The following is a 19,297-nucleotide window of genomic DNA, read 5'->3' as shown; positions in this document are numbered from 1 at the left end:
CCGGCTCCGTGCCGTTCACTCACGGCGCGTGACGGCGTGCCTTCTTGCCCTTGCCGCCTTTCTTGAGCTTGGCGACGGCGATGGTCGGGTCGGTTGACGCCGGGCCGGCGACGGTGAATCTCGGGAGCGCCATCCCGCGGCCCGTGCTGGGAGCAATGTAGGCGTTGCTGACCCAGCCCTCGATCTCGGGGTCGGCGACGACCTCGACCAGGCTCCAGCGGTCACGTGCTTCGAGCAGGAGGACCTCGCTGCCGCTCTTCAGCGCCGCCGCGACGCGGTCGAAACTGGCGTCGGGTCCTTTGCGGATGTTCAGACTGCTGGCGGTGACCACGTAGCGCGGCGGCTCGTCCTGCTCGCGGCCGATTACGCGGCTACGTACGGCGGCCAGCGGAAACGCCGGACCCGGGTCGGTCTTGCGTCCGGGTGCGATGTCTTCGTGGCCGAGAATGTCCTGCAGAACATAGTGCTCGACGAGCAGGTCGGCGAGTTCGACGGATCTTTCGATCTGCGCTTCCGTGTAGGTGTGCCAGGGCGACACCGGGCCGCCGTTGCGATGCGCAGCGAGGGTGACCTCGTCGTCGGGATAGACCTTGGCAAACCACGCCTGGTATTGGCTGCCGACCTTCTTGAGCAGGCCGGCATTGTCCATTTCAATGCCTATGGAGTGCGAGTTGAGTCCCACCAGACCGGCCCACTGGCTGACCCCGGCGTGCCAGGTGACGACGTTGAAGGGTGCCAGTTGCACGATCCGCCCGTCGCGTCCGAGGACCACGTGCGCCGACGCATTGCCCTGCGCCTTGCGCGTGCACAGCGACTCGACCGAGCTCTCCGTCGAGCGACCGGCGGTGTAATGGAAGATCAGATAGCTGGGCGCCATGATGCCGCCACAATTGGGTGTGCTGCGATGGCTGACCAGGTCGCCGACCAGTTGGTGGTTTTCGATTTTCAGAGTCATTGCTTGTCCTCGCGAGGGTTGAGACGGATCGAATACGGCGCATCGAGGATGCGCCACCGGAAACATTCCTGCGTGTCTGACTGCCTGCCCGTGAATCCTAGCACCATCCGTCGTCCGGGCATCGTGTTTGGTCGCCCGCCGCTGCATGCGACGTTCCTGGCCTGGGCGCCAAGTGTGGCATCGATGCATGGCGCAGATCTGCGCGCGGCGGGCAAACGCAGATCGTCGCGAGCGCGGCCCTCGGCCGGGTCATGCGCATTGTGACTGCAATCAAACGCCCCGGGCAGCGAGAGGAATGACGCCGACGATGTTATCTCCCGCCGAGAAGCAGCGGCGCGCGAAAAAACCTCTTGCCGGGCGGTAGTCAGAGGCGCTAACTATGCTTTAGACTCGCCGCTGACGTGCCTTTCAAGGCTGAAAAAATGACGCTGAAAGCGTAATCGTTCGCAATCAAACAGAGTTATCGAGGGGTGTGGAGATGATTCAGAAGAAGCAGGATTCGGCCGGGGCGCGTTCGGCGCCGGTGGCGGTGCCGTTGGTAGGCAGGGACGACGAGCGCATGGGGCTCGGAGTCGAAGCGCTCAAGCGCGCCTTTCTCGACCGGCTGGTTTACTCGCAGGCGCGCTTTCCCGAGGTCGCCACCCGGCGTGACTGTTTCCAGGCGCTGGCCCTGGCCGTTCGCGACCGCCTGCTGCAACGCTGGGTGCAGACGGCACGGACCTACCGGGACAAGGGCAGCCGTACGGTCTGCTACATGTCCGCTGAGTTCCTGATCGGTCCGCAACTGGGCAACAATCTGATCAATCTCGGCATTTTCGACAACGCCCGACAGGCGATGGCCGAACTCGGGCTCGATCTGGACATGCTCCTCGATCAGGAGGAAGAGCCCGGGCTCGGTAACGGCGGCCTTGGGCGTCTCGCCGCGTGTTACCTCGATTCGTTGGCGACGCTGGAGATACCGGCGATTGGCTACGGCATCCGCTACGAGTTCGGCATTTTCACGCAGGCCATCCGCGACGGTTGGCAGGCCGAACTGACCGACAAGTGGCTGCGCTCGGGAAGCCCGTGGCTCATCCATCGTCCGAATGTCGCTTTCGATATCAAGATCGGCGGTCATACGGAACACCAGTACGAGGCCTCGGCGAGTCGTCGGTTACGTGTTCAGTGGGTGCCGGCCAAGGTCGTACGCGGCACGGCCTGGGACATGCCGGTGCTCGGATATGGCGTCAATACCCCGAACCGCCTCAGGCTGTGGAGTGCCGAGGCGCCGGAGGAATTCGATTTCGCGGCCTTCAACGCCGGCAATTACTACCAGGCAGTCGATGCGGAAGTGCTCTCCGAGACGCTGACCAAGGTCCTCTACCCGAACGACGAGATGGAAGCGGGCCAGACCCTACGCCTCGAGCAGCAATACTTCTTCGTCGCCTGCTCGTTGCGCGACATGATTCGTCTGCAACTGCAGCGTGAGGCGGATCTCAGTCGTTTCCACGAAAAGTTCGTCGTCCAGCTCAACGATACGCACCCGTCGATCGCCGTCGCCGAACTGATGCATCTGCTGGTTGACGACTACGAGATGCTCTGGGACGAGGCGTGGTCGATCACCCAGCGGACCTTCGCATACACCAATCACACGCTTCTCCCCGAGGCGCTCGAGAAGTGGCCGCTGCGGCTGTTCCAGAAAACGCTGCCGCGGCATTACGAGATCATCTGCGAAATCAACGAGCGTTTCCTCGACGAGGTTCGCATCCGCTTCCCGGGTGACGAAGCCGTTCTTCGGCGCATGTCGCTGATCGACGAGGACGGCGCGCGCTACATCCGCATGGCGCACCTGGCTGTGGTCGGAAGTTTCGCCGTCAATGGCGTTGCCGCCCTGCACAGCGAACTCGTCAAGTCCGACATCCTCAAGGATTTCTACGAGCTTTGGCCGGAGAAGTTCAGGAACAAGACCAACGGCGTGACGCCGCGTCGCTTCGTCCTGCTTGCCAATCCGACCATGTCGCAATTGATCGACGAGACGATCGGCAAGGGCTGGGTGACCGACATGATGCGCTTGCGCGAACTCGAACCCTATGCCGACGATCCGGCCTTCCGCGAGAAGTGGCGTGGGATCAAGCGCGGCAACAAGGAGCACCTGGTGCGCGAGATCAAGCGCGTTGCCCACGCCGATGCCGATCCGGCATCCATGTTCGACGTCCAGGTCAAGCGTATTCACGAGTACAAGCGCCAGCACCTCAACCTGCTGCATGTCATCTCGCTGTACAAGCGCCTGAAAGACAACCCGAATCTGGTGGTCGCACCGCGCACGGTGATTTTCGGTGGCAAGGCCGCGCCAGGTTATCGTATGGCCAAGCTGATGATCCGCCTGGCGACCGCAGTGGCCGACATCGTCGGCCGCGATCCGGCCATGCATGGCCGCTTGCAGGTCGTCTTCTTCCCCAACTACAACGTCAAGAGCGGTCAGTCGATCTTCCCCGCCGCCGATCTCTCCGAGCAGATCTCGCTGGCCGGCAAGGAGGCCTCGGGCACCGGCAACATGAAGTTCCAGATGAATGGTGCGCTGACCATTGGCACGCTCGACGGCGCCAATGTCGAGATCCTCGAACAGGTCGGCGAAGAGAACTTCTTCCTCTTCGGGATGAACACGCCGGAAGTCAAGGAACTCCGCCGCTGTGGCTACCGCCCACGCGACTATTACGAAGCCAACCCGCACCTGCGTGAGGTGATCGACCTGATCGGCTCGGGCTTCTTCACGCGTGGCGACCGGGATGTCTTCCGGCCGCTGGTCGACCACCTGCTCAACCACGACGAGTACATGCTCCTGGCCGATTTTCAGTCGTACATCGATTGCCAGGAAAAGGTTTCCGAGGCCTACATCGATTACGAACGCTGGTCGCGGATGTCGATCCTCAACGTCGCACGCTCTGGTTTCTTTTCGTCCGATCGGGCGATCAAGGAATATTGCACCGACATCTGGCGCGTCGAGCCGGTGCGTATCGAACTTACCGATCTCTCGGAAGACGATCTGCAGTTCAAGCGTGCGGCGGCGGGAGCGCCCTAAAGACAGCGGCAGGCAGGGCAGGGGAAGGGCAGGGGAACGATGCTTTTCCCCTGCCCCGTGCTATAAGCCCGGTTCACAATGAAATGGCGGCCACCAGGGGGCCGCCATTTCATTTGTCAGCGCCGGGCAGCGCTGCCCTGCGCCCCTACCAGCGGCGGATCTTGATGATGTGCGCCATGGTGTTGTGCGGGCTGAGTTCGACGTAGGCGGTCGGTCCGCTCCAGCGGTAGGTGCGATCGGAGAGCAGGTCGTGCGCCTGGTACTGCTCGTCCCAGCCGATATCGAAGCTGCCCAGCGGGATCTGGAGGGTCGCCACCTGCTGGTGATAGGGGTCGAGGTTGACCGCGCAGACGATGATATCCGACCGGTCTTCGGTCATCTTGGCGTAGGCGATGATGTTCGGATTGTCGGTGGCCAGGAAGAGCACGTTGTTGTAGCGGTGCAGGGCCGGTGATTCACGCCGGATCTGGTTGATCCGGGTGATGATGTCGACGATGTTTCCGGGTGCCCGCCAATTGCGCACCTTGACTTCGTATTTCTCCGAGTCCAGGTACTCTTCCTTGCCCTGAATCGCCGCGTTCTCGCACAGCTCGTAACCACTGTAGATGCCGTAGACCGACGACAGGGTTGCTGCCAGTACGGCGCGCATGATGAACGCCGGGCGACCACCGTACTGCAGGATCGGCGGCAGGATGTCTGGCGTATTGGCGAAGAAGTTGCCGGTGAAGTACTCCTTCATCTCGCCGTTGGTCAGCTCGTTGACGTACTCGGTGATTTCGTCCTTCTCGTTGCGCCAGGTGAAGTAGGTGTAGGACTGGGCGTAGCCGGCTTTGGCCAGCAGGCGCATCATTTTCGGTTTGGTAAACGCTTCGGCAAGGAAGATCACGCCGGGGTGCTGGCGGTGCACCTGGCCGATCACCCATTCCCAGAAGGCGACTGGCTTGGTATGCGGATTGTCCACCCGGAAAGTCGTCACGCCCTTGTCGATCCAGAACAGGAAGACCCTGAGCATCTCCTGCCACAGGCCGGCGCGGTCGCTGGTTCCGAAGTTCAGCGGGTAGACGTCCTGGTATTTCTTCGGCGGGTTCTCGGCGTATTTGATCGAGCCGTCGGGACGGTGGAAGAACCACTCCGGATGGGCGGTGACGTAGGGGTGGTCGGGCGAGCAGTTCATCACGTAATCGAGCGCGATCTCGATTTCCAGCTCGCGGCAGGTGGCGACGAAGCGATCCCAGTCGTCCCAGGTGCCGAGCTTCGGTTCGAGGCCGGTGTGGCCACCGTGCTCGTTGCCGATCGCCCACGGGCTGCCAACGTCAGTCGGCTCGGCGGTGAGGCTGTTGTTCTTGCCTTTGCGGAAACTGTGGCCGATGGGATGGATCGGCGGCAGATAGATGACGTCGAAACCCATGGCCTTGATCTCGGGCAGGCGGCGGATGCTGTCCTGCAGGGTGCCGTGCTTGTGCGGCGTCGTGCTCTGCGAGCGAGGAAAGAATTCGTACCAGGCGGCAAAACGGCTGATCGGCCGGTTGACCATCACTTGCAGCGTCGGCGCCAGTTCGTAGCCCTCGCTACGATCCGGGTACCGGGCCATCAGGCTGTGCAGCACGCCGCCAATTCCGAGGTCGACGGCACCCTGCTGCTCACCGGCGCCGACGGCGCTTTCCATGGCCCCGATGATGCTTTCGATACGCGCGCGGTCCTCGCCCTTGGCCATCGCTGCCGATTTCCTGATGATCGCCATTCCCTCGAGTAGTTCGCTCTCAAGCTTGGCGCCCGGCACGTTCTTCTTGCTGATCTCTTCGACCCAAGACCGATAGTGATCGGCGTAGGCTTCGATGGTGTACTCCCAGGGGCCGATCTCGGTGACCGTGAACTCGCCGTACCAGTCGTCATTGAGAGCCAGCGTCAGCGGGCTTTCCTGCCACGCTTTCTCACCCACCTTGCGGGCCTTGAGCACGGCCGAGAGCTTGTCGTGTCCCTCCTTGTAGATGTCGGCGCTGACGGCGACCTTTTCGCCGACGACGCGCTTGATCGGATAGCGGCCACAGTCGATCTGCGGCTTGACCGCTTCAATATTTACGCGGGGGTAGTCCTGGGGAATCATCGATAGCGCTCCTTAATGCTGACCCGGCGAGCCGGGAGAATACGGTGAGAGGTGATATGAACGGCGACGGCCCCTGCGGGCCGTCATGCGCAATCCCCTTCGCGCTGAGGCGAGTCCTCGCCAGCGGCCGAAAGGGTGCTCGAATCGCTACTTCAGCAGGGAATCGTAGAGGGTCCTGGTCTGCTGCGCAATGCTCGACCAGCTGAATACTTCGCGCGCGCGTTTCTGACCGGCCGAGGCCATCGAGTCGGCAAGCGCCGGGTCGTCGAGGATCTTGTTGATCGCCGTCGCCAGATCGCGCGAGAAGGCATCCGGATTTACCGGCTCGAACGGCGCCACGTGCAATTGCTCCAGCGGGACCAGGTAACCCGTCTCGCCATCGACGACGACCTCCTTGATGCCGCCAACGGCACTGGCCACCACGGCCGTGTGGCAGGCCATCGCTTCCAGGTTGATGATCCCGAAAGGCTCGTAGATCGACGGGCAGCAGAAGACAGTGGCATGCGAATACATCTGGATGACCTCGGCCTTGCTGAGCATTTCCCGGACCCAGATCAGGTTCCTGAAACCTTCCTGGCGCACCGCTTTGACCGCAGCTTCCATTTCGGCAAGGATTTCCTTGGTGTCCGGCGCGCCGGCACAGAGGACGACCTGCACGTCGGGGTGGATGTACTTGACGGCATTGACCATGTGCACGATGCCCTTCTGGCGCGTGATCCGGCCAACGAAGAGCACGAAAGGCCTGCTCGGGTCGACGCCGTGCTTTTCCAGGGCGTCGGTATCCGTCGTCGGATGATACTGCTCGACCTTGATCCCGTTGTAGATCACCGCGATCTTGTCGGGGTCGATGTCGAAGTGCTCGAGAATGTCGGCCTTGGTTCCCTGCGACACGGCGATCACCGAGTCGGCCATCTGCAGTGAGGTGCGTTCGACCCACGACGACATGTCGTAGCCGCAGCCGAGTTGCTCGCGCTTCCATGGCCGCAGGGGTTCGAGCGAGTGCACCGTATGCACCAGGGGAATGCCGTAGAGATTCTTGGCCAGGATGCCTCCGAGGTGCGCGTACCAGGTGTGGACATGCACCAGATCGGCGTCCACCTGTTCGCTGAGCGTCTCGAGGTTGGTTTCGAAGGTGTCGAGCGCGCCGCTGAGCTTCTTGTCGACGTGTGCAAAGCTGCCCTTGCCGAAAGGGTAGCCCTTGACGCGCACGCCGCCGCTGACCGTGTCCTGGTCACCGAAACAGCGCACTTCCACGTGCATCAGTTTGGCCAGTTCATCGGCCAGGTACTCGACGTGGACGCCGGCTCCACCGTAAACATGGGGAGGATACTCTCGCGTCAATAGCAGTACTTTCATGGCGGCACTTTCTATGCTGAGGTTATGGAGTCGAACGCGACAGCAACGCGTCGAAGACCCTGGCATTGTATCGGCAAAGGGCTCGGGCGGCCAAACCGGCGGTGCTGGGTCGCCAGTCGCGACGAGTCGTGGAGGCGTTCCCGCTGCCCGATAGTGGCCGCTGCGGAGAGGGAAGTGGGGGCCGGCGGTGCTCTTGTCGGGGCTCGCGCCCGGCGCGCTGTTCGCCTTTGCGCAGCTTCCACCAGGCGCTGCGCAGGCGACGCCGGCGACCAGGACGGGTAAAATGCAGCGCATGAATCTGCTTGCCATCGAGACTTCGACCGAGCTTGGCAGCATCGCCCTGTGGCGCGAGGGCGAGCTGCTGCGGCGTGCCTGCCCGATCGGCGTTGCCCATTCCGAGACCCTGCTGCCGTTGATTCGGGCGACGCTGGGCGAAGCGGGGCTACGCTTTGCCGACTTGAACGCCATTGCCTTCGCGGCCGGTCCGGGCTCGTTTACCGGTTTGCGGGTCGCTTGCGGCGTCGCGCAGGGACTGGCGTTTGCCCATGACCTGCCGGTTATCCCGGTCGGCACGCTCGAGGCAATGGCGCTGAGCGGCGCCGGGCAACGGGTCATCGTCGCGCTCGACGCGCGCATGGGAGAGGTCTATTACGCTTTCTATGTCGGTGGCGTCGCCCTGGCGGCGGTCGCCGTCTGCGACCCTGCAGCGCTGCCGCTTCCCGAGTCCAGCGGCTGGCTGGCGTGTGGCAATGGCCTCAAGGCGTATCCCGCGTTACGGGAGCGCCTGTCGCCTTGCGTGTACGAATGGCAGCCGGAATTGATGCCTGACGCCGGCTGCGTGGCACGCCTGGCCGCGGTACGCCTGGCGCATGGCGAGACGGTCGACGCCGCCGACGCGGCGCCGCTGTACGTGCGCAACAAGGTGGCGCAGACGGTTGCCGAACGACTGGCCAACGGCGGCAAGGCGTGAACGCCGTGCTCTCCGCACAGGTCGAGATACTGCCGCTCGGTCACGGCGATGTCGACGAAATGCTGGCCGTCGAGAAGGGCGTTTATGCGTTTCCCTGGACGCGTGGCAACTTCGTCGATTCGATTGTCGCCGGCTACAGTGTGTGGGGCTGCCGCGTCGCTGGCGACCTGGTCGGCTATTTCGTGGTGATGCTGGCGCTCGATGAGGCGCACCTGCTCAACCTGAGCGTCACTGAGAAGCGTCAGGGAATGGGTTTTGGCGCCCTCCTGCTGCGTCACGCGATGCAGTCGGCGCGGCGGGCCGGGGCAGTGGTGCTGCTGCTCGAGGTGCGTCGGTCGAACACGCGGGCGCTGGCGCTCTACGAGCATTTCGGTTTTCAGCAGATCGGCGTGCGCCGCGACTACTACGCGGCCGCGCTCGGGCGCGAGGATGCACTGGTGCTGCAACACGTACTGGAAGAGGTTTCGGGATGAGGGCTGGAAATTCCCGCGCCACGGGCTTGACGCGCTGGCAGCTGCTGAACGAGATGGGCCTGCCTTCGCAATGGCGCCTGCGCGAGCAGGCGGCGCTGCGCCGAGGAGGCACGGCAGCGTTCGCCGGGCCGCCAGCCACGACGACGCCCGCGGTAAGCGAAGCAATGGCGGCCGTTCCCGTGGTCGCCGCGGCGGCCGACGCTCCCTCGCCACCGGCAGTCAGCCGCAGCGCGGGGCCGCCGGCCAACGACCGCGAACAGCAGATCGCGCGCCTGGACTGGGATGGGTTGCGCGACAGTGTCGCCGGCTGTCGTGCCTGCGCGCTGTGCCAGGAGCGCCGGCAAGCCGTGCTGGGCGTTGGCGACACCGCTGCCGACTGGTTGTTCATCGGCGAAGGACCGGGAGCCGAGGAGGATCTTCGTGGCGAGCCCTTTGTCGGACCAGCCGGCAAGCTTCTCGATGCGATGCTGGCGGCGATCGACCTGCAGCGCGGCGAGAACGTGTACATTGCCAACGCCGTAAAGTGTCGCCCGCCCGGCAACCGTACGCCCGAGGCAGCCGAAATGGCCACCTGTGCGCCGTATCTGCGGCGCCAGATCACACTCATCCAGCCGCGCTTGATCGTTCTGCTCGGCCGGGCCGCGGCGCATGCCGTTCTCGGCGACGTCGGTTCGCTGGCCAGTCTGCGCGGCCAGACCTTCAAGTATCGGGAAGCGGACGGCAGTGCAACCGGGATTCCGGTCATCGTCAGCTACCATCCGGCCTATCTTCTGCGCACGCTGCAGGACAAGGCCAAGGCCTGGGAGGATCTGTGCCGGGCGCGAACGCTGCTACATACCGCCACCACTTCGGCTGCGCTGCCGGCCTGACGCCCATGACCGCTCGCGACACCCCGCCGATGATCGATGTCTTGCCCGTTCCCCGCCCTTGCCGCGCGCCTTCCGGCGAGCACGCCGCAATCGTTCGACGGGCGGCGGGCATGTTCCCTGCAATCCCCGCTGCATTCCACAGGCTGTCTATCCCATGAAGGAAATCATCATGCGCATCGGCTTTTTGTCCCTCGTCGTCGTGCTGGCCAGCCTGCTCTCGGGCTGCGGCTACAACACTTTCCAGACCGCTGACGAGGCGGTCAAGTCGGCGTGGTCGGAAGTGATCAATCAGTACCAGCGGCGAGCCGACCTGGTTCCCAATCTGGTCAGCACGGTGCAGGGATACGCCAGTCACGAGAGGGAAGTCCTCACCCAGGTGACGCAGGCGCGCGCACAGGTTGGCGGCATCCAGGCGACGCCGGAGCTGGTCAATGATCCGGCCGCCTTTGCCCGCTTCCAGCAGGCACAGGCTGGCTTGTCCAGCGCCCTTTCACGGCTGCTGGTGGTCGCCGAAAACTATCCGCAACTGAAAGCGGACGGCGCCTTTCGCGATCTGCAAGCGCAGCTCGAAGGGACTGAGAATCGGATTACGGTGGCCCGCAACCGCTACATCAAGGCGGTCGAAGCGTACAACGTTTCGGTGCGGACCTTTCCAAATAATCTGACGGCGATGATTCTTGGCTACGCGGTCAAGCCAAACTTCACGGTCGACAACGAGAAAGCGATCTCGACGGCGCCGAAAGTAGACTTTTCCGCGCCGCCGGGGGCGGCTAAAGCCGCGCCGGCAGGCGCACACTAGGGCGCAGCAAGCGATGTCCTGGCTGCCTACCCGCCCGCTCGGCTGGCTGTTGAGTCTGCTCGTCCTGGTCTTCGCCGCTTTTCCGGCGGGCGCCGAGCAGGCGATACCGGCGCTGACGGCGCGGGTGAACGACCTGACCGGTACGCTGACCAGCGAGCAGAGGGAGGCGCTCGACGCCAAGCTGGCGACTCTCGAGCGCGAGACGGGAGCGCAGGTCGCGGTCCTGATCGTCGCCAGCGTCCAACCGGAAGGCGTCGAACAGTACGCGCTGCGTGTCGTCGAGGCGTGGAAGCTGGGGCGCCAGGGAATCGATGACGGCGCGCTGCTGCTGATCGCCAAGGATGACCGGCGCCTGCGTATCGAGGTGGGTTATGGCCTCGAGGGCGCGCTCAACGATGCCATCGCCAAACGGATCATCAGCGAGACGATCACGCCGCGCTTCAGGGAAGGCGACTTTTACGGCGGCGTCGACGCCGGCGTCGAGGCGATGCTCAAGGTGATCGCCGGCGAGCCGTTGCCGGCTCCCGAGACGCAGAGCAGCACATCGGCCGACGTCGACGACCGTTTCGAGCAGCTCCTTTTTGCCGGTTTCGTTCTGGTATTTGTCGTTGGCGGTGTGCTGCGCGCCATTTTCGGGCGTTTTCTGGCCGCCGGCCTGGTCGCACTTGCCGCCAGCGTAATCACTTCCTTCCTGTTCTCGTCTTTACTGGTCGCGGCAATCATCGGCGTGCTCGCTTTCGTCGTTTCGCTGGTCGTGGGTATTGCCGGTGGTCGGAGCGGACTTCCGGGCGGTGTTTCGTGGGGTGGTGGCAGTGGTGGTCGCGGTGGTCGCGGTGGGGGCTTCTCGGGTGGGGGTGGCGGTTTTGGTGGCGGCGGCGCTTCGGGAGGCTGGTAATGGAATTGAAACGACTGCTGCGGCACTTGATTTTTCCCGACTGGTGGGTGCGGCGCGTGTTTTCGCGCCCAGTGCTGCAGCGGCTGGAGAGTGCTATCGCCCGTTCGGAGGCCGGCCATCTGGGTGAGTTGCGGCTGGTCGTCGAAGGCAATCTGGCGCTGCCCGACCTGTGGCGCGGGCAAACGCCACGGATGCGGGCGATCGATCTTTTCTCGCAGCTCAGGGTGTGGGATACGGAGCTCGATAGCGGCGTTCTGATCTACCTGCAACTGATCGACCGGCGGGTCGAAATCGTCGCCGATCGGGGCATCGACCGCCGCGTCGGTCGGCCCTTCTGGGATGCCGTCTGCCGGCGAATGGAAGACGCCTTTGCCGCCGGGGATTTCGAGAACGGCGTGCTGCTGGCGCTGCAGACGATCAGCGAAGCCCTGCGCGAGCACTTCCCGGCGTCGCCCGAAAACGCCAACGAACTGCCGAACGCGCCGCTGCTGCTCTAATTCTCGGCGTAGCGGACGCGTTGGCGCGGCCTGCTCGGCTGCGTCAGGTGACCGAGCGGCAGGACGTGCGTTTGTTTGATGGTCTGCAGGGCGATGCTGGTCTTGATGCGCGCGACACCGGGCAGACAGAGCAGGCTTTTCATCATCAGATCCGAAAACGAAGCCAGATCCGGAACGACGATGCGCAGCATGTAGTCGGCATCACCACTGATCGAGTAGCAATCGACGACTTCAGGCATCGCCGCCACGGCGCTTTCGAAGGTTTCGCTGGCGTTGTCGCCATGGCTTTCCAGGATCACCTGGGCAAAGGCCGTGACGCCCAGACCGAGCGCGGCGGGAGCCAGCAAGGCGACGTAGCCGGCGATGATGCCATCTTCTTCGAGTCGCTGGATACGGCGACTGATCTGCGACGCGGAGAGATTGATCTGCTCGCCGAGGGTTGCATTGGTGGCGTTGCCTTTTCGCTGCAGGGCGTCGAGAAGTGCAAGATCGTAGCGATCGATGGTGATCTTTGACATTAACTGGCCAATTCGCGCATGAAATGTGCGTAGTATAGGGATTATCGGAGAAATGTCCAACACCTCTTGCGCGCTAATGCGATCATCGTCATCTTATTGTAACGACATCTGAGGCGGCGCTGATGAACCTTACCGAATCCCTGCTCCTGGCCCTCAAGGCAAACGGCGCCCACCAGATCTTCGGCATCCCGGGCGATTTCGCGCTGCCCTTTTTCAAGATCATCGAGGAGTCGCAGATCCTGCCGCTGTACACGCTATCGCACGAACCGGGCGTCGGTTTCGCGGCCGATGCGGCAGCGCGCATGATCGGCGGGCTCGGTGTCGCTGCCGTGACCTACGGCGCCGGTGCGCTGAACATGGTCAACCCGGTGGCCGCCGCCTACGCCGAAAAATCGCCGCTGGTGGTCCTCTCGGGCGGGCCCGGAAAGAACGAGTCGAAAGCCGGGCTGCTTTTGCACCATCAGGCCAAGACTCTCGACTCGCAGTTCCAGATTTTCCGCGAAATCACTTGTGACCAGGTACGACTCGATGACGCCGGGCGGGCGCCGAGCGACATCGCGCGCGTGCTCGCCAACTGCCGGCGCTACTCGCGGCCGGCCTACATCGAGCTACCGCGCGACATGGTCGCCGAGCCCTGTCAGCCGGTGCCGGCGATGCCCGCGGCGGTGGTTGACCCGGATGCGCTCGCTGCCTGTGTCGACGAGATTCGTGCGCGCCTGCAGCGCGCGAGCAGGCCGGCGTTGATGGTTGGCGTCGAGGTGCGCCGCTTCGGACTGGAAGCGCGCGTCGCCGAACTGGCGCGCCGCCTCGATCTGCCGGTGGTCACCAGTTTCATGGGCCGCGGCCTTCTCGCAGATGCCGATGTGCCACTGCTCGGAACTTACATGGGGGTCGCCGGGCTACCCGAGGTGACCGAGTTGGTCGAGACCTCTGATGGCCTGTTCCTGCTCGGAGTGATCGTCTGCGACACCAACTTCGGTGTTTCGGCGAGCAAGATCGATCTGCGCAAGACGATCCAGGCGCTCGATGAGCAGGTCACCATCGGCTACCACATCTACCCGCAGATACCGCTCACGGCGCTTGTCGATTGCCTGCTGGAGAGCGTTCCTGGCGCCAATTCAAGCCGCTCGGCGATGTCGTCGCGCAACTTTCCACGCCACATGCCTGCCGATCAGGCGTCACTGACACCCACCGACATCGCCGCCGCGGTTAATGATCTGATGGCCGTGCATGGCAAGTTGCCGATTGCCTCGGACATCGGCGACTGCCTGTTTACGGCCATGGACATCGAACACACGGCACTGGTCGCCCCGGGCTACTACGCGACCATGGGTTTTGGGGTGCCGGCGGGCTTGGGCCTGCAGGCGGCGACCGGGCAACGGCCGCTGATCCTGGTCGGCGACGGTGCTTTCCAGATGACTGGCTGGGAACTCGGCAACTGCCAGCGCTATGGCTGGGATCCGATTGTGCTGCTGTTCAACAACGCCAGTTGGGAAATGCTGCGCACTTTCCAGCCGGAATCCCGCTTCAACGACCTGGGGCACTGGGGATTCGCCGAAATGGCCGCCGGCCTCGGCGGTGACGGGAAACGGGTGGGCAGCCGCCGCGAACTGAAGGCCGCGCTCGACAAGGCGGTAGCGACGCGCGGTCGCTTTCAGCTGATCGAGCTGACCATTCCGCGCGGCGTGCTGTCGGCGACGCTGGCGCGTTTCGTTGCCGGGGTCAAGAAGCTCAACGCGGCGAGGTAGACCGACTTCCCGATTGACGCTGCGGGCGCTGATACCCAGGTTCTGTGCACGACCGCGTTCGTCAGTGCCCGCCGTCGTCGAGGTGAATCACGTTGTCGTGCTGCCGCTGGTTCGCCTCGTGGCGGAACTTGACGAGCAGCATCGTGCCGCTGAGGAAGAGCCCGAAGAGGGTGATCACCAGGTAGATCGACATCTCGGCACGGACCATCAGGAAGTAGAGGCCGGTCATCGCCAGGATCGACAGGTTTTCGTTGAAGTTCTGCACCGCGATCGAATGACCGGCACCCATCAGAATGTGGCCGCGGTGCTGCAGCAGGGCGTTCATCGGTACCACGAAAAAGCCGGAAAGCGCGCCAATGAGGACCAGCAACGGGACGGCGATCCAGGTGTGCTGGACGAAGTTCATCGCCAGCACGATGATTCCCATGGCAATACCGAGCGGAATGACTCGCACCGACCGGCGCAGGGTGATCATGCGCGCGGCGCCGACGGCACCGAGTGCGACGCCGATCGCCACGACCCCCTGCAGCATGCTCGACTTCGAGAGGTCGAATTGCAGCGAGGTTTCGGCCCACTTGATGACGATAAACTGCAGTGTCGCACCAGCGCCCCAGAACAGCGTGGTCACGGCCAGAGAGATCTGGCCGAGGCGATCTCGCCAGAGAAGCATCAGGCAATGGTTGAATTCGCGCAGCAGGTACCAGGGGTTCTTGTGCAGAACGCGGTGATCGACGCCGGTATCGGGGACGTAAAGGTTGAACAGCGCGGCGACCACATAGAAAAGGGCGACAAAACAGATGGCCATTTCGCCAACCGTATCGACACCGGTGTCCAGTAGCGGAAAATCGAAGCTCAGCAGCCCAGTGGCGACGTCCGGCCGGATCAGCAGGCCGCCGACGACGACGCCGAGGATGATGGCGCCGATGGTCAGGCCTTCGATCCAGCCGTTGGCGACGACCAACAGGCGGTGCGGCAGGTACTCGGTGAGGATGCCGTACTTGGCGGGCGAGTAGGCGGCAGCGCCGAGGCCCACGACGGCGTAGGCGAGCAAGGGATGCACCTGCCAGAACATCATCGCGCAGCCGACGATCTTGATGCCGTTGCTGATGAACATCACCCGCCCCTTCGGCATCGAGTCGGCAAAGGCGCCGACGAAAGCAGCGAGGACGACGTAAGAGACCGTGAAAAAGGTCTTCAGCAGCGGCTCGTATTCAGTTGGGGCTTGCATGTCGCGCAACAGCGAGATGGCGACGATGAGCAGGATATTGTCGGCCAGCGCGGAAAAGAACTGCGCGGCCATGATGATGTAGAAACCGAAGGGCATTGAGCGTTCTGAAAGGGCTATTCTTGATATGCTGGGCTTATACCATGAAAGGCAGCAACTTGTTAGCGCAGCGGGTGGCGGTGCGTCGCACGGCGCGCCCGCGCTCTGGCCGGCAGGCCGGTTTTGTGATTGAATAGAAAAAATAAGTCGTAACCGGGAGAGGACTTATGGCAGACCGTCGCCTGCAGGTGTTTCACGCTGTGGCCAAGCACCTTTCTTTCACCAAGGCGGGTGAGGCGCTGCACATGACCCAGCCGGCCGTCACCTTTCAGATCAAGCAACTGGAAGAGCGCTTCAATACCCGCCTCTTCGATCGCGGTGGGGGGCGCATCTCGCTGACCGCGGCCGGCGAACTGGTGCTCGACTATGCCGAGCGCATCCTCGCTTTGTCTACCGAGCTCGATATCCGGGTCGCCGAAATGACCGGGCAGATGAGCGGCAGCCTGCTGGTCGGGGCGAGCACGACGATTGCCGAGTTCATGCTGCCGCCGATTCTAGGCGAATTCAATGTGCGTTATCCGCAGGTGCGCGTCCGCCTGACGGTCGGAAACTCGGACGTGATCAGTAACGCCATCGCCGCACATACGCTCGATATTGGCCTGATTGAATCGCCGGTGAGCCTGCCCAGCCTGCAATGCGAGGGCTGCGGCGATGACGAACTGCAGGTCGTGTGCACGCCCAGCCACCCGCTGGCCAGCTATCGCGAAGTCGAGGCGCGCAGCCTGCTGCCGCACGACTTCGTCGCCCGTGAGCCAGGTTCGAGCACGCGCGAAGTCACCGACGACTACTTGCGCGCCTGCGGCGTCGAGCCCGACCAGCTCAAGACGATCATGGAGCTTTCGAGTCCGGAAGCGCTGAAGGGTGTGGTGGCGACCGGCCTCGGTTTTTCGATTGTCTCCCGGGCAAGCTTCGACAAGGAGCGGCAGTTGGGCACGCTGGTTGCCGTTCCCCTGCGTCCGGCGCTGACGCGCACCCTGTCGCTGGTCTATCCGAAGGAGCGCTTCCGCTCGCAGGTGGTCCTCAGCTTCGTCGAGTTCGCCCGGAACAAGCTCAAGGAGCTGTCTGCCTGATGCCGCGGCCGATCGGGGCGCGCATCGACCTCGCGGCGCTGCGTCACAACTACCTGCTGGCCAGGGAATACGCCCGCCGCCGGGACAGGGAGGCGAGGGCCTGGGCGGTGGTCAAGGCCAACGCCTATGGTCATGGTCTGCTGCGCGCTGCGGCGGCGCTCGGCGACGTTGCCGACGGTTTCGCCCTGCTCGATCTCGACGAGGCGATCGCCCTTCGCCAGGCGGGCATTCGGCAGCCGATTCTCCTTCTCGAAGGTTTCTTCGAGGTCGCCGACCTGGCGGTCTGCGCGGCGCATGATCTGAGCATCGTCGTGCACAGCGTCGAGCAACTGCAAATGCTGCGGCGGGCAGCGCAGCCTGCTCCACGCAGGCCACTGCCCATTTATCTGAAGCTCAACAGCGGAATGAATCGCCTGGGGATCAGCGCTGCGCAGCTGCCGGCCGTCAGAGGCGAAATCGAAGCCCTGCCGGCTCTCGGTCCGCTCACCCTGATGACCCACTTCGCCGAAGCCGACGGCAGCGGCGGCGAGTCCTGCATCGCCTGGCAGCTGGAGCGTTTCAGGGCGATGACCGCGAACTGGCCCGCCGCGGCAAATTTCCCGCTCTCCCTCGCCAATTCGGCGGCTATCCTGCGCTATCCGCAGACCGCGCACGACTGGGTACGACCCGGGATCATGCTCTACGGCGGCAGCCCGTTTGCCGACCAGGACGCGGCGAGCCTTGGCCTCAAACCGGTGATGACGCTGCATAGCCGCCTCCTGGCCATACAGGAGATCGGCGTCGGTGAGCGGGTCGGTTACGGGGGCACCTTTGTCGCGCAGCGGCCGACGCGCGTCGGCATCGTCGCCTGCGGCTACGCCGACGGCTACCCGCGGCATGCACCGGGCGGCACGCCAATCGTCGTCGGCGGGCAACGGACAAAGACACTCGGGCGGGTGTCGATGGACATGCTGGCCTGCGACCTCACCGAACTGCCCGACGCCGGGTTGAACAGTCCGGTCGTCCTGTGGGGCGACGGGCTGCCGGCCGACGAGGTGGCCAGTGCCGCCGGGACCATCAGCTACGAGCTGTTTTGCGCGCTCGCCCGGCGCGTGCCGGTGCTGGAAGTCTGATCGTGGCCAGGGCAGCGGGCTCTCGCAAGACGGTCTTTTCGTGTAGCGAATGCGGTGCCAGCGCTGCCAAGTGGCAAGGGCAGTGCCCCGGCTGTGGCGTCTGGAACACCCTCGTCGAAACGATCGCCGAAGCCGCCGCCAGCGGCCAGCAGAGCCGTTTTGCGGCGCTCGGCGGCACGGCAGGACTGCAGACGCTCTCCGCCATCGAGGCGCGCGAGGAAGATCGCTTGCCGACCGGGATCAGCGAATTTGATCGCGCTCTGGGGGGCGGACTGGTTGCCGGTGGAGTGGTGCTGATCGGTGGAGACCCGGGAATCGGCAAGAGCACGCTGCTGCTGCAGGCGCTTTCCGGGCTGGCTCCGGCGCGCAACGTCCTCTACGTCAGCGGCGAGGAGTCGGGTCAGCAGATTGCCATGCGCGCCCGGCGACTGTCGCTGGAGACCGGCGAACTCCGCCTGCTCGCCGAAATCAATCTGGAGAAAATCCTCGCCACCCTGCAGACGGCCAGGCCGCAGGTGGCGGTGATCGATTCGATCCAGACCCTGTGGTCGGAACAGCTGAACTCGGCACCCGGCTCGGTTGCGCAGGTGCGCGAATGCGCTGCGCAGCTTACCCGCCTGGCCAAGCAGACCGGAATCACGGTGATCCTGGTCGGGCACGTGACCAAGGAGGGGGCCCTGGCCGGGCCACGGGTCCTCGAACACATGGTCGACACGGTGCTCTATTTCGAGGGCGATACGCACTCCAGCTTCCGCCTGATTCGCGCCGTCAAGAACCGCTATGGCGCGGTCAACGAGATTGGCGTTTTCGCGATGACCGACCGCGGCCTGAAGGGGGTCAGCAATCCTTCGGCAATCTTTCTCTCGCCGCACGGCAACGACGTTCCGGGCTCCTGCGTGCTGGTCACCCAGGAAGGCACCCGGCCGCTGCTGGTCGAGATCCAGGCGCTGGTCGATCAGGCGCACGGCAATCCGCGGCGGCTGACGGTCGGGCTCGACGCGCAGCGCCTGGCGATGCTGCTGGCCGTCCTGCACCGCCACGCGGGCATCGTCTGCTTCGATCAGGACGTTTTCGTGAATGCCGTCGGAGGGGTCAAGATCGGCGAGCCTGCGGGCGATATGGCGGTCTTGTTGGCGATCGTATCATCGCTTAAAAACAGGGCTTTACCGGAGAAACTTGTTGTATTCGGTGAAGTTGGATTGGCCGGTGAGATACGCCCGGCGCCGCGCGGCCAGGAACGCCTGCGCGAAGCGGCCAAGCTCGGTTTCACGCGTGCCATGATTCCCGAAGCCAACGAGCCCAGGCAGCCCATAGCCGGCCTCGAGGTGATCGCCGTGCGGCGGGTCGAGGAGGCTGTGCAGCGTTTGCGCGAGTTGGAATGAGGGGCGATCGAGCTTGGCCGGAGCATCGGCTCACGCTACCTCGTTGAACAAGGGCAAGGGGTCAAGGCCACGGAGCGGAACGATTCTCCTTGCCTTTTCCCCCCTCTAGCTTGTACCTTGCAGCACGGGCCTGGACCCGCTTTACGCCATGGCAGGAGAGTATGGTT

Annotated in this window: 16 protein-coding genes; 11 read left to right on the top strand and 5 right to left on the bottom strand. The window is 63.9% G+C overall.

Going from position 1 to position 19,297, the window contains the following annotated elements:
• Window positions 1-19 precede the first annotated feature (19 nt).
• Window positions 20-955 carry an N-acetylmuramoyl-L-alanine amidase gene (locus tag QZ613_RS06790; protein ID WP_291867515.1) on the bottom strand — a complete coding sequence of 312 codons (936 nt, stop codon included), beginning with the start codon at window positions 953-955 and terminating at the stop codon, window positions 20-22.
• A gap of 478 nt (window positions 956-1,433) precedes the next feature.
• On the opposite strand from QZ613_RS06790, the gene QZ613_RS06785 reads away from it, so the two are divergent.
• Window positions 1,434-4,013 (top strand): glycogen/starch/alpha-glucan phosphorylase, encoded by a 2,580-nt coding sequence (locus QZ613_RS06785; RefSeq protein ID WP_291867518.1) that lies wholly within the window; start codon window positions 1,434-1,436, stop codon window positions 4,011-4,013.
• Window positions 4,014-4,158: 145 nt separating this feature from the next.
• On the opposite strand, the gene QZ613_RS06780 is transcribed toward QZ613_RS06785, so the two are convergent.
• Together QZ613_RS06780 and glgA are read right to left on the bottom strand one after the other, a co-directional pair.
• Window positions 4,159-6,117 (bottom strand): alpha-1,4-glucan--maltose-1-phosphate maltosyltransferase, encoded by a 1,959-nt coding sequence (locus QZ613_RS06780; RefSeq protein WP_043564931.1) that lies wholly within the window; start codon window positions 6,115-6,117, stop codon window positions 4,159-4,161.
• 147 nt (window positions 6,118-6,264) lie between these two features.
• The gene (gene glgA, locus QZ613_RS06775) at window positions 6,265-7,473 is read right to left on the bottom strand and encodes a glycogen synthase (protein ID WP_043564930.1); all 1,209 of its coding nucleotides are present in this window, start codon (window positions 7,471-7,473) and stop codon (window positions 6,265-6,267) included.
• 283 nt (window positions 7,474-7,756) lie between these two features.
• On the opposite strand from glgA, the gene tsaB reads away from it, so the two are divergent.
• From tsaB to QZ613_RS06745, 6 genes are all read left to right on the top strand, one after another.
• Window positions 7,757-8,443, top strand: a complete 687-nt coding sequence (gene tsaB / locus QZ613_RS06770) for a tRNA (adenosine(37)-N6)-threonylcarbamoyltransferase complex dimerization subunit type 1 TsaB (RefSeq protein ID WP_291867522.1) — start codon at window positions 7,757-7,759, stop codon at window positions 8,441-8,443.
• The gene (gene rimI, locus QZ613_RS06765; RefSeq protein ID WP_043564929.1) at window positions 8,440-8,916 is read left to right on the top strand and encodes a ribosomal protein S18-alanine N-acetyltransferase; all 477 of its coding nucleotides are present in this window, start codon (window positions 8,440-8,442) and stop codon (window positions 8,914-8,916) included. The genes tsaB and rimI overlap by 4 nt, the downstream gene beginning before the upstream one ends.
• Window positions 8,913-9,785 (top strand): uracil-DNA glycosylase, encoded by an 873-nt coding sequence (locus QZ613_RS06760; RefSeq protein ID WP_043564928.1) that lies wholly within the window; start codon window positions 8,913-8,915, stop codon window positions 9,783-9,785. The genes rimI and QZ613_RS06760 overlap by 4 nt, the downstream gene beginning before the upstream one ends.
• Before the next feature lie 169 nt (window positions 9,786-9,954).
• Entirely contained in the window at window positions 9,955-10,584 is a 630-nt protein-coding gene (locus QZ613_RS06755) for a LemA family protein (RefSeq protein WP_043564997.1), read from the top strand.
• Between the two features lie 13 nt (window positions 10,585-10,597).
• Complete coding sequence (locus QZ613_RS06750; protein ID WP_291867527.1) at window positions 10,598-11,479, top strand: TPM domain-containing protein; 882 nt, start codon at window positions 10,598-10,600, stop codon at window positions 11,477-11,479.
• The gene (locus QZ613_RS06745; RefSeq protein WP_043564926.1) at window positions 11,479-11,976 is read left to right on the top strand and encodes a TPM domain-containing protein; all 498 of its coding nucleotides are present in this window, start codon (window positions 11,479-11,481) and stop codon (window positions 11,974-11,976) included. The genes QZ613_RS06750 and QZ613_RS06745 overlap by 1 nt, the downstream gene beginning before the upstream one ends.
• On the opposite strand, the gene QZ613_RS06740 is transcribed toward QZ613_RS06745, so the two are convergent.
• Window positions 11,973-12,494, bottom strand: a complete 522-nt coding sequence (locus QZ613_RS06740; protein WP_043564925.1) for an Lrp/AsnC family transcriptional regulator — start codon at window positions 12,492-12,494, stop codon at window positions 11,973-11,975. The two genes, QZ613_RS06745 and QZ613_RS06740, sit on opposite strands and share 4 nt — an antisense overlap.
• A 122-nt stretch (window positions 12,495-12,616) precedes the next feature.
• Between QZ613_RS06740 and ipdC the strand changes: the two genes are divergently transcribed.
• The gene (ipdC, locus tag QZ613_RS06735) at window positions 12,617-14,242 is read left to right on the top strand and encodes an indolepyruvate/phenylpyruvate decarboxylase (RefSeq protein WP_291867533.1); all 1,626 of its coding nucleotides are present in this window, start codon (window positions 12,617-12,619) and stop codon (window positions 14,240-14,242) included.
• A gap of 61 nt (window positions 14,243-14,303) precedes the next feature.
• On the opposite strand, the gene lplT is transcribed toward ipdC, so the two are convergent.
• Window positions 14,304-15,566: a lysophospholipid transporter LplT gene (lplT, locus tag QZ613_RS06730; RefSeq protein ID WP_043564923.1), complete on the bottom strand. Its 1,263-nt coding sequence runs from the start codon at window positions 15,564-15,566 to the stop codon at window positions 14,304-14,306.
• Window positions 15,567-15,733: 167 nt separating this feature from the next.
• Here lplT and QZ613_RS06725 point away from each other — a divergent pair, with 167 nt between their 5' ends.
• Genes QZ613_RS06725 through radA form a run of 3 tightly spaced genes read left to right on the top strand, consistent with a single transcriptional unit; the run spans window position 15,734 to window position 19,130 of the window.
• Window positions 15,734-16,636, top strand: coding sequence for a LysR family transcriptional regulator (locus QZ613_RS06725; RefSeq protein WP_043564922.1), 903 nt, complete (start codon window positions 15,734-15,736; stop codon window positions 16,634-16,636).
• Complete coding sequence (gene alr, locus QZ613_RS06720; protein WP_291981832.1) at window positions 16,636-17,748, top strand: alanine racemase; 1,113 nt, start codon at window positions 16,636-16,638, stop codon at window positions 17,746-17,748. Before QZ613_RS06725 ends, alr begins: the two co-directional genes overlap by 1 nt.
• A gap of 2 nt (window positions 17,749-17,750) precedes the next feature.
• Complete coding sequence (radA, locus tag QZ613_RS06715) at window positions 17,751-19,130, top strand: DNA repair protein RadA (protein ID WP_043564920.1); 1,380 nt, start codon at window positions 17,751-17,753, stop codon at window positions 19,128-19,130.
• Window positions 19,131-19,297: the final 167 nt, after the last annotated feature.

Source organism: Candidatus Accumulibacter sp. ACC005, assembly GCF_907163215.1.
Classification (GTDB): domain Bacteria; phylum Pseudomonadota; class Gammaproteobacteria; order Burkholderiales; family Rhodocyclaceae; genus Accumulibacter; species Accumulibacter regalis.
Note: the sequence above shows the minus strand (reverse complement) of the source record. Positions and strands in the feature narration are given on the sequence as shown.

Excerpts from the sequence above, each read along its gene's own strand:
- QZ613_RS06790 (WP_291867515.1), bottom strand. The coding sequence starts at position 955 with ATGACTCTGAAAATCGAAAACCACCAACTGGTCGGCGACCTGGTCAGC.
- QZ613_RS06785 (WP_291867518.1), top strand. The coding sequence starts at position 1,434 with ATGATTCAGAAGAAGCAGGATTCGGCCGGGGCGCGTTCGGCGCCGGTG.
- QZ613_RS06780 (WP_043564931.1), bottom strand. The coding sequence starts at position 6,117 with ATGATTCCCCAGGACTACCCCCGCGTAAATATTGAAGCGGTCAAGCCG.
- glgA (WP_043564930.1), bottom strand. The coding sequence starts at position 7,473 with ATGAAAGTACTGCTATTGACGCGAGAGTATCCTCCCCATGTTTACGGT.
- tsaB (WP_291867522.1), top strand. The coding sequence starts at position 7,757 with ATGCAGCGCATGAATCTGCTTGCCATCGAGACTTCGACCGAGCTTGGC.
- QZ613_RS06760 (WP_043564928.1), top strand. The coding sequence starts at position 8,913 with ATGAGGGCTGGAAATTCCCGCGCCACGGGCTTGACGCGCTGGCAGCTG.
- QZ613_RS06755 (WP_043564997.1), top strand. The coding sequence starts at position 9,955 with ATGCGCATCGGCTTTTTGTCCCTCGTCGTCGTGCTGGCCAGCCTGCTC.
- QZ613_RS06750 (WP_291867527.1), top strand. The coding sequence starts at position 10,598 with ATGTCCTGGCTGCCTACCCGCCCGCTCGGCTGGCTGTTGAGTCTGCTC.
- QZ613_RS06745 (WP_043564926.1), top strand. The coding sequence starts at position 11,479 with ATGGAATTGAAACGACTGCTGCGGCACTTGATTTTTCCCGACTGGTGG.
- QZ613_RS06740 (WP_043564925.1), bottom strand. The coding sequence starts at position 12,494 with ATGTCAAAGATCACCATCGATCGCTACGATCTTGCACTTCTCGACGCC.
- ipdC (WP_291867533.1), top strand. The coding sequence starts at position 12,617 with ATGAACCTTACCGAATCCCTGCTCCTGGCCCTCAAGGCAAACGGCGCC.
- lplT (WP_043564923.1), bottom strand. The coding sequence starts at position 15,566 with ATGCCCTTCGGTTTCTACATCATCATGGCCGCGCAGTTCTTTTCCGCG.
- QZ613_RS06725 (WP_043564922.1), top strand. The coding sequence starts at position 15,734 with ATGGCAGACCGTCGCCTGCAGGTGTTTCACGCTGTGGCCAAGCACCTT.
- alr (WP_291981832.1), top strand. The coding sequence starts at position 16,636 with ATGCCGCGGCCGATCGGGGCGCGCATCGACCTCGCGGCGCTGCGTCAC.